Origin of the sequence: Lentibacillus songyuanensis, assembly GCF_039548255.1 — a bacterium.
Lineage (GTDB): Bacteria > Bacillota > Bacilli > Bacillales > Amphibacillaceae > Lentibacillus_C > Lentibacillus_C songyuanensis.
Map to the genome: position 1 here is coordinate 1 of NZ_JBCLVH010000049.1, position 4,748 is coordinate 4,748.

Genomic DNA, 4,748 nt, shown 5'->3' on the forward strand with positions numbered 1-4,748 from the left:
CCGACAAGAAAATATATGAATTTATTAAATCGGATCAATCCATCTAGTAATTGGATTTACTGGAATTTATTGTAAACCAATTAGGGTGGGCTTAGTTCAGTATTGCCTTTTTTAGCTAAACCACCTTCAAAGCAGCAAGGTTTTTAGAAATTTACTCTTGACATATTACCGCTGCTCTTTCTTTATATACAGGATAAAAATCTTCTTCACAGGGATTACAAAAGTAGCCCAAAGATTAAGCGTGACACCTGCCCTGTAAATTGTAGGATGGAAAATTGTCGTATCATTATTTTTGCTAATCTGCTTTAGAGAGAAAACAAGTACTCATAGACTATTTAAAAATTTGAGATAACGGAAAAAGTGATAATCTCTCATAATACAAGTAAATCAGTTATTCTAATAATCGAAACGGTATCGAAACGGTTTTGAACTCATAAAACTTGAGTATTAGCTTATCATAAACAAAATTTGTCCAGAAATTGTGTGGAATCATAAAGATGGTAAATGTTCATAAATTGTTCAAAAAGGATCTCTATTCACGTACACAACATGAATTATTGGTATATTTTAAGTTGGGACATACATATAATTTACTATTTGGACAAGAAGAAAGGAGTTTGAAGAAAATGGGGACAACATTGTATTTAATATTTCTGATAATCGTCTTGCTCTCCTTTGTTATTATTGGCAAAACAGTCTACAATAGAAAGAAAATCCCTTGTATGACTGGTATGATGATTGCAATGACACTGGGAATGAGCGCTGGCTTAATTGTTGGTTTAATTTTCGGGATTTTATTTTCCGATAATTTATTTGTAGCCACCATATTAGGAATGATAGCTGGTATGGTTGCGGGTTTTTTGGCGGGTGTACCTGTAAGTATTATGGCAGTGCTGGACGGACTCTTATCAGGTCTTATGGGTGGAATGATGGGCGCTATGCTTGGAGTCATGATTGCAACGGAGTACCGGGAAGCAATGATTAAAACAATGTTCTTTTTATTCCTTGCTACAGTGCTGATCCTGGTATATATGATTCAAAAAGAAGTAAATGGAAAGGTAACGGCTTTTTATCGTAACCCACTGGTTCCTGTTGCCCTAATGGGATTACTATTTTTTGCATTCAATCAAACCGGTCCAATTTTTACCGGAACTGGTTCCGCTGAACAAAATCATTCTGGGCAGAAAGAAAGTGACAACAGTTTATTAATAAAAACCAAAGAATACGATTTTCTACCTAACAATATTAACATCAAAGTTGGGGAAACGATAACATTGTCGATAGAGAATACTGGTACGGTAGAACATGATCTGGAGGTTATTGATTTTAATCCGGAGAATGTCCAACAAAATTCCTCTCATAAACATGGGCAGGATGCAAATCCTATTCATCTGCATGCTGTTCCCGGGGAAAAACAAACCGTTTCCTTTACCCCCGATGAGCAAGGTGTTTATCGTTTTGTTTGTACAATACCGGGGCATAAAGAGTCGGGGATGCTCGGTACGATGAAGGTTTCATGATCGTAAATACAATATAATAGCAAGCATCAATATCCACTATTATATGATGAAATTAAACCTACCTTGCTTAAATTCATTTCATCAACTATGACTTGAAATCCGCTAATTAAGTAATCCCGTATTTAACGCAATACGGGATATTTTTTTATCCGGGGTTTATCTTTTAGAATAGACTTGATTTAAAAACTAACACCCAGCAAACTCTTTACATTCTTTTGCACAATTTAGGCATATATGTCCACATCTTTGTGATTCTTGGTCAGGGAATTGTAGACAAGTATTCCCGCAAACCTCACAAACGTAAGCGCAGAAGCTGGACAATGATTTCGAAAAATAACTGGAGCGTGTTAAATAATCGACCATTAATGCACAAATATCAGCACAGTCTCTTAAGTGACTCAACTGAATACCTCTACAATGAGGATCGTGTGAACAAAGCAACATACTAGTCATATGTTCGCATGTATTTGCGCAATGCTGTACAGTATTTAATAGCCCTAAGTCATAGTGATGACGTGTAGATTCATGCTCATATTGATTAACATAATTTGTGGTATGCAAAATTAAATCCTCCCAAGAGTGTTATTGTACATGACATGATATGTATACGCACATGCCTAGTGAGTGGGCGTTAGACCAATGTGAAGGTGAATTTTTTTTATAATACACTGCATCCTTGATTCTCAGTCACACATACTCCATAGTAATGGAGATTTTAAATCACGCAAGACCACACACCATGTGACAGCATAATGATTCCAAAAATAAGACGTCTAATCAATAATCCCATTCTAAACGATTGTTCATGATCCTCTCTTTAATTGTATTTGATTTAACATCAATCTAGTCCCCATTAATAAATTTTATAAATACAAAGGTCAAATATGTTTTTCTGTAAACAGAAGAAATTCATACAACACCCTTTCCTAGAATATTATTGCCAGGAGTCTGAAATCGGTGTTAGATACTATGATTAGCCGGGATGTATAGAATAGTACTGACACCAAAAAAATGAAAACATGCCATTGTGTTAATTTTCAAATAGATGGGCACAGTCTCCTTCTCAAACGACAATAGTAGGTCCCGGCTTTGTACCATTGTATCCCAAACCTTCATTTTACCCTTATTTGAAACTTCCTTTGTCACCTCTTCTGCCATCAAATTAAATACCTTAACCAATTTTTTATAGCTGGAAATTCATAGATTCTACACAATTAATTTTTATAATAATGCAATAGGCTATATTCATTAGGTGGAGGTTTAACATGATAGCAATCGGAAAGTTTATCAACATTGATTGCAGCAATAATTTCTTAATCCCCGTTAAGTGGAGACGGATGTTGCAAATTGAAGAAGGTAATTTAGTTAAATTCACAATAGAAAATAATAACATTTTAGTACTGTACTCCAAGGAAAATGAAAATTCAATCGATGTTATGAGCACAGTAGGACGCGGAGGAAACATTTATATACCAAAAGAAATACGAAATTATTTTTATCGTAAAGGGATCAATGATTTTCATGTGTACATTAACGAAGAAACAAAAAAAATAGTCATAAAACCTGATTTTTAATTTTCGGATAGTGAAACAACCAATTTCCGGTATGCTTACGAAGGTTTATGAAAATAAATATTACTGCTATTAATAGAATAAATTGACAGTCAAGAACCGTTCTGGATAAAATAACAAAACTGACCATGATATAAAAGTTAATGATATTTCGTCACTACACATGATGTTCTAAATAATAAAGACTTATGATAAGATTGGTAAATTATACACATATTTGAGGCCCATTCATATATATATTAGGAAAATGTCATATGGGAGTGAAAAAATTGTATAACTATTATCAATACCCTAATTATTACCCTAATTATACAGGAAGAACGGAAACAGATATGTCCATGATAGGAATGGAAGAGATGAAAAACATGATGATGGAACATATGAGGATGACCCAACAAATCAAACAAAAAGTCGATATGATTGATGATCGATTGAGGAAAATGGAAGAAAAAATGATGCGGTAGCAAACAGCTACCGCATTTTTATCCATTCTTAAACCCTAACGGACGGAATCATTTTTATGCATTCACACTTTTTTGTCGTGATTTTAAATAGAAATAGCCGATTAGGATCAGCGAAATAATTATAACAATTATGCTTGTCCACTGTCCTGCGGTTAAGTCAAACAAATATCTTGGTGAGTCACCACGCAAAAATCCAAGTGAAAAACGTCCAATTGAATAAAGGATATTGTAGGCCAAAAAAATGAAACCTGTTGGCCACATTTTGTTCTTCATGATAAGTAATAATCCAAATACAATAAAGTCCCATTGCCCTTCCCAAACCTCTGCTGGCCAAAGCGGTTGCGAGCCGTATACACTGTACGCAATTGTCCCTTCTGGGTAAACTAATCCAAAGTTAGACCCCGTCGGTGAACCAAAGGCATCCCCATTTAATAAACAGGCAATTCGACCGATCGCCTGTCCAAAAATAATAGCCGGTGCCATTATATCAGCAAATTCCCAAAAGCTTAGTTTATGACGCCACGTATAGATTGCACCAGTAATAAAACCCCCAACTAAACCTCCCTGAATAGCTAGGCCACCATTCCAAATAGCAAAAATCTGACCTAGATTTTCCCGGTAGCTTTCCCATTGGAAGAAAAATACGTGCCAAAAGCGCGCCCCAATGATTGCCCCTATAATAAGAAATACTGTCATATCAACTACATGTTTTTGATATTTTGTTCCTCGTGCCAAATAATAGGCAACTCCCAAACCTAATAACATCGCAAGTGCTACCACGATACCATAGGACCGGATAGGAAAATCTCCGATTTCAAATAAAACAACTCTCATAGCGCTACCTCCCTGCATAATATAACAGTTTAGCAAATAAATATGTAGATTTTATGGGGTTATTATTTAGATGAAAAGCCTATCTCTAAACGAAGGATTGATTGTCAAAAAGAAGTCGTACTTTCCACACAAAAAATAGACAATTAACAATTAGAATCAAATTTGAAAACGGTTTAAATAATCAAGAGCAGCGGTAATATGTCAAGAGTAAAACTCTAAAAACGTTGCTGCTTTGAAGGTGGTGTAGCTAAAAAAGGCAATGAACTAAGCCCACCCTAATTGGTTTACAATAAATTCCAGTAAATCCAATTACTAGATGGATCGATCCGATTTAATAAATTCATATATTTTCTTGTCGA

4 protein-coding genes are annotated in these 4,748 nt (G+C 35.0%); 3 read left to right on the forward strand and 1 reads right to left on the reverse strand.

Annotated elements, in window-relative coordinates:
* Positions 1-626 precede the first annotated feature (626 nt).
* The 3 genes from WMZ97_RS21690 to WMZ97_RS21700 all read left to right on the forward strand — a co-directional run bounded on the left by WMZ97_RS21690 (position 627) and on the right by WMZ97_RS21700 (position 3,555).
* Positions 627-1,520: a plastocyanin/azurin family copper-binding protein gene (locus WMZ97_RS21690; protein WP_343274147.1), complete on the forward strand. Its 894-nt coding sequence runs from the start codon at positions 627-629 to the stop codon at positions 1,518-1,520.
* Between the two features lie 1,265 nt (positions 1,521-2,785).
* Positions 2,786-3,094: an AbrB/MazE/SpoVT family DNA-binding domain-containing protein gene (locus WMZ97_RS21695; protein WP_343274148.1), complete on the forward strand. Its 309-nt coding sequence runs from the start codon at positions 2,786-2,788 to the stop codon at positions 3,092-3,094.
* A gap of 251 nt (positions 3,095-3,345) precedes the next feature.
* Complete coding sequence (locus WMZ97_RS21700) at positions 3,346-3,555, forward strand: hypothetical protein (RefSeq protein ID WP_343274149.1); 210 nt, start codon at positions 3,346-3,348, stop codon at positions 3,553-3,555.
* Between the two features lie 54 nt (positions 3,556-3,609).
* Here the strand turns inward: WMZ97_RS21700 and lgt are convergent, their stop codons facing one another.
* Positions 3,610-4,389 carry a prolipoprotein diacylglyceryl transferase gene (lgt, locus tag WMZ97_RS21705; RefSeq protein WP_343274150.1) on the reverse strand — a complete coding sequence of 260 codons (780 nt, stop codon included), beginning with the start codon at positions 4,387-4,389 and terminating at the stop codon, positions 3,610-3,612.
* Positions 4,390-4,748: the final 359 nt, after the last annotated feature.